The organism is Moorena sp. SIO3I6 (assembly GCF_010672095.1).
The window spans coordinates 1-4,785 of record NZ_JAAHHU010000336.1; the positions used below are offsets into that span (position 1 = coordinate 1).

At 41.3% G+C, this 4,785-nt stretch carries 3 protein-coding genes and 2 pseudogenes; 3 read left to right on the forward strand and 2 right to left on the reverse strand.

Annotated features, from left to right (window positions below):
• Positions 1-132 precede the first annotated feature (132 nt).
• Together F6K49_RS35505 and F6K49_RS35510 are read left to right on the forward strand one after the other, a co-directional pair.
• On the forward strand, positions 133-828 hold the full coding sequence (locus F6K49_RS35505; RefSeq protein ID WP_293030295.1) for a hypothetical protein: 696 nt from the start codon (positions 133-135) through the stop codon (positions 826-828).
• Positions 829-943: 115 nt separating this feature from the next.
• Positions 944-1,315 carry a hypothetical protein gene (locus F6K49_RS35510; RefSeq protein ID WP_293030292.1) on the forward strand — a complete coding sequence of 124 codons (372 nt, stop codon included), beginning with the start codon at positions 944-946 and terminating at the stop codon, positions 1,313-1,315.
• Between the two features lie 811 nt (positions 1,316-2,126).
• Here the strand turns inward: F6K49_RS35510 and F6K49_RS35515 are convergent.
• A pseudogene (locus tag F6K49_RS35515) lies at positions 2,127-3,327 on the reverse strand (ISAs1 family transposase).
• Between the two features lie 133 nt (positions 3,328-3,460).
• Between F6K49_RS35515 and F6K49_RS35520 the strand changes: the two are divergent.
• On the forward strand, positions 3,461-3,871 hold the full coding sequence (locus F6K49_RS35520; protein WP_293104325.1) for a transposase: 411 nt from the start codon (positions 3,461-3,463) through the stop codon (positions 3,869-3,871).
• 225 nt (positions 3,872-4,096) lie between these two features.
• Here the strand turns inward: F6K49_RS35520 and F6K49_RS35525 are convergent.
• Positions 4,097-4,653 (reverse strand): annotated as a pseudogene (locus F6K49_RS35525) (IS4 family transposase); the annotation flags it as partial.
• Between the last annotated feature and the right edge of the window lie 132 nt (positions 4,654-4,785).

The window sequence follows — 4,785 nt, forward strand, 5'->3', positions numbered from 1 at the left end:
CTTTGGAGGCATTTCGGAGTGCCATATCTTACCGTTTTGTATGTTGGCTGCAGGAAAATATGGACGTATTTTTAAGATATAAAGCGAGTTTAGGCTTGATTTGGGCTTGATTTTTGCTAAAGTCCCATTATCATGAAAATGATAGCAAAAGAATACCAAAAAATCCTGGAAAAAGAACTCAACCGCAGTACTTATCTATTACTAACTCTAGTTGTAGCAAGTCTTCAATTATTTAAACAAGTGAAGTTAGAGTGGTTAGCCGAAGCACTACCATTCCCAATTTTGTTTGAAAGTCGTCGGCAGAAATTACGGCGTTTCTTGAGAAATAAAAACTTAGGTGTGGAGAAAATTTGGTTTCCCTGTGTAAAGTGTCTATTAAGGAGTATGTTTAAACCCTCCGATACGATATATCTGGCCTTAGACAGAACAAGCTGGGGAGAAATAAATATCTTGATGGTAAGTATAATTTGGAACCACAGAGCATGGCCAGTATATTGGATTTTTTTATCAAAAAAAGGAAGTAGTAACCTCAAGGAACAGCAAGAGGTATTAGGGAAAAGTATTGAGCTGTTATTAGGGCAAATAGATGAGTATATAGTGTGTGTGCTAGGAGATAGAGAATTTTGTTCACCGAAGTTGGGCTTTTGGCTATCAGAAAAAGGGACATACTTTTGTTTAAGACAGAAATGCGATACAAAGATTAAAGTCAAAAAGGGGTTATATAAGGAACTAAGAGAGTGGGGTTTAACTCCTGGGATGAAGCTTTTTATCAATGACCGACAGGTGAGCGACGCAAACCGGCTTTGGGACTTTCAATATTGCGGCTAAGTGGAAAAGGAACTACAAAGGCTTTAAGACAAAAGAACCTTGGTATATCTTAACTAACTTAGTTGATTTAAAAACAGCTATTCTAGCTTACCAAAAGCGTTTTGATATTGAGGAAATGTTTCGAGATTTTAAATCAGGTGGCTATAATCTTGAAGGCTCCAAGCTCAAACATCAACAGCTTAATAAACTACTTATTGTCGTTGCTATTGCTTATACTAGTGCCCTGCTCCAAGGTCAGCACATTAAGAGTATTGGCATTCAAAAATATGTAGCACGACCGGAAACTTCCTCAACCTCACAACGTAGACATAGCTCTTTTTATATTGGTCAACATCTTCATCATTGGCTCCGCCTACAGCAATTGTGCCAACAAACTTTGTCTGAACTTTTGCAAATTAATCGTCGTTGGATTCTCCATTACAATCAGGGCAAACGTGCCATTGAGCTTGCCCTATCTAGTTTTCAATCCCCTTTGTCGCCCTGCTAGCAAAATCCCCCCCTTATCAGATTTGATTCGACAAAAGGCTATAGAGCATGGACTGGTGGGTAGCCCTGCCTGATAAATTGCTGATCCAATCTGTCAACCAGCGGTTATTGAGAAATTGCGAAATATGCCATCAATTATCAAGCGATGTTGACTATTGCCTCTATATTACTCTGGCTTTAGTTGAAATCTTCTTTCTCCTGTTGCTGGTGATATCGATCACAGTTCCATGGTGATCTTTTAACTTTGCAGACACGCCCTAGAACCATTCACGGAATTTATCAAATCTATGTTGTCAGAGCATCCATCATTAACTCTGTCGGAAATGGTGGAAATACTTGAAAAAGAGAAAAAAATTACTGTCCACATTACTACTTTGAGTCTAATCTTAAAAAAACTTAACATAACGCGAAAAAAAAAACGCTATATGCTAGTCAAGCCAAAAGGTCAAGGGTAGCTATATTAAGATGTCTTTATTGGCAGAAAATTACGAATTTTTTAGTAAAAAACCTAGTCTTTTTGGATGAAATTTTAACTTAGGTAAAAAGCGCATTTATGGCCGTTATAAAAGAGGGACTAGAGTTGTCGATTATCGGCCTTATTACAGAGGGAAAAATATCACAATAATCAGCAGGGTAATCGCATCTAAATCGACCCTCAAAATGCTCTAACACTCCCTAAAACTTGATTATCCTCTGAACTGACCAAAGTCAACTAATTGAGTGGTCTTGCACCGGTTCGGCGTTTATGATCTAGGGCTTGACCGAGAACACAGACCTCGATTACCTCTTCCAACTCACCTGCTCAGTGGTGATCAACTACGACTAACACCTGACTTACCGGCACTGGCAGCCAGGATTTCCATTACTGAGTTATTGTCCATCCCAGCTCGGTAACGCTTCATCTTCAGACTCTGTTTGGAGGGTACCTGCTTGAGTAAACTAACACTTAAACGTCGCAACAATCCCAGGTTCTGTGCCGCATATCCGCATAGGTATCCGACTAGCATCTTCGCCAAAGGTGACATCAAGCACCCAATGCAGACTGTTCTCAATACTCCAATGGGAGCGAATCACCGAGTTGTGTCGCTGGGCATCGCCTTCCAGGCTGCTAATGTAAAACCGCACTTCAAACCTGGTTTTGTTCCATAACTTCTGGGTACTCTTGACCATGACAACCGTCTCTAAGCCCGCCCATTGACCTTGCCGAGGCAGTGGTGGTAATTGACTCACGGGCACGACCCAAACTTGGCGAGTTTCTATGCGATGATGTCCACTGTCTATGGTTTCATCGTAGCTGTACTCAATCCCCTGCCAGTTGTGGGCTTGTGCTTGCTCGAACCAAGCCTCTACTTGTTGGCTGAGCTGACCCTGGTTGCCTTTGAGTGCCAAGACATAGTCGCCTTCTGCCTGCTTGAAATGCCTACGCTATGGCGATTTGGGTGCCCATGGCATCAAGGGTGACTACCGCCCCCTTGAGGTTCAGCAATTGCAGCAGGAGCGGCACTGCTGTGATTTCATTGGATTTGCTCTCCACTTTTTGCGCTCGCTAAAACCAGCCCATGTTCACTGCTTATGGCACTCACACTCTGTAACGCCTTCAGTTGACCAGCTCGGTCATAGGAGCCTTTGGTGGTCTTGCCATCGATATGAATCAACTTCAGGGCTAATTTCTCAGTAATACAGCTGACCCAACTCAAGAAACTCGTCTCGAGCTCCTGGGGGTCTAGCAGACCAAACACCCGACCAAAGGTATCGTGTGACGGAATCCCATTGGGCAACTCTAAAAACGTCTCCAGCCACACTTGCGAACGCTTTACCGTAGGTAACGATTGCCACAAACCCATCGGCACCGGAGAGCACCGCCAAAATGGCAATCGTGATCATGGCCACCAAGGAATGTTTCTGGGTTCGCTCCACTCGGGGATCTCGCAAGTGCTGAAAATGCTTCAGAACACTGTTTTTCAAGATTAACGCTTCACGCTCCTGCTGAGCCTTCACAAAGCCTTTTGCCATAATGACTGACTAGAGAATGCAAATCTTGGCAAATCCAACGGTTAACCGCAACATCCGCTCTGGGACAACCTTGAACACTGACTGGCTATCATACCTATACTCCCTGTAGTTTGTCAAGTACGATTTATACCAAATTAGATGCGATTACCCTGCAATAATCAGTGCACTTTCCTACCAAGCAATCTTAGGTACTATGACCTTAAATGGTTCGATGAATCCTCAAGGTTTTCTAACTTATAGAAAACCAGTTTTAGCACCATCATTATGGCCTGGCGCTGTGGTAATTATGGATAATTTTCCCACCCATAAAAACCAAAAAGTTGTAGAAATATTATCTACAGTTGGAGCTAGCGTTTTCTTTTTACCTCCTTATTCTACCGATTTTAATCCGAGGGAAAAATTTTGGTTTATTTTGAAAGAATATTTACGTTCATTAGTCCCGATGACTAGAGATGAGTTAGAAAAAGGTCTAGTTGATTGTTGTGATTATTTGACTAAAGAACAAATTAAAAAACTTTTTTATTATTGTTGTTATTGTAACTAAGTTAAGTGCAAACCGCTATATGTTACCATTATGTCCTAACTATCCCTTTTTTGGCTATATAAGTAATCTAGCCCTTAGACCTCGTTGATAATACTTTCGTGTCTTGATGCAGTCGCTCATGGGGGAAACCACGGCAGTTGCTCATGGGGGGAACCCCCAAGACCGCACTGCCTCCCCAAGACCGCGCTGCATCGCTTATTAGGATGCGCGTCTCATTAATTCGGTTACTAATTCTAGACAAACATCTTTGAAGTTAACCCAGGTTTGACCATATAAACCAACGTAAAAACTGCTATGTCTTCTCTCCAATCGGCCAGATTATTTTACACGAACCACATAGTTTTGGATTCCTTTACGTTTAATGTTATGACCTTGAATAGTTGCAGAAGTATAAGCTATAGTCATCAATAAAACTAGATAAATAAAGCGTTTACCTTCAACGTTAGTCTTTTCTAAATTATAACCACCTGTCTTAAAATCTCTAAACATTTCCATGCCTCGCTTCGCTCGCCAGGCTTCGCCAACGAATCAAATCTTTGTTTGTAAGCTGAAATAGCCGAATTTAAGCTATCCAAATTTGTCAAAATAAACCATCCTTCTTTTGGGGCTACTCCGTTAAGTTTACGTTTCCATTTAGCGGCAACATTAAAACTTATAAAACCACGATTATTCGTGACTTTAATTCCTTTAATAAATAAAGACACTCCAGGTACTAGACCTAAATCATTTAATTTAATCCAACTATTTTTTTGATATTCAACTAACTCATTCTTTTTTAAACGCAAACGGCTTTGTTGCATGAATGATGAAGGGGTCAAAATGCTCCCCCTCTCAGGAGCAGTTTTAAGCATTATGGGCATAGCTATCAGGCATACCCAAATGGGTCATAGGATTGAGGGCAGCACAAGCAAGTA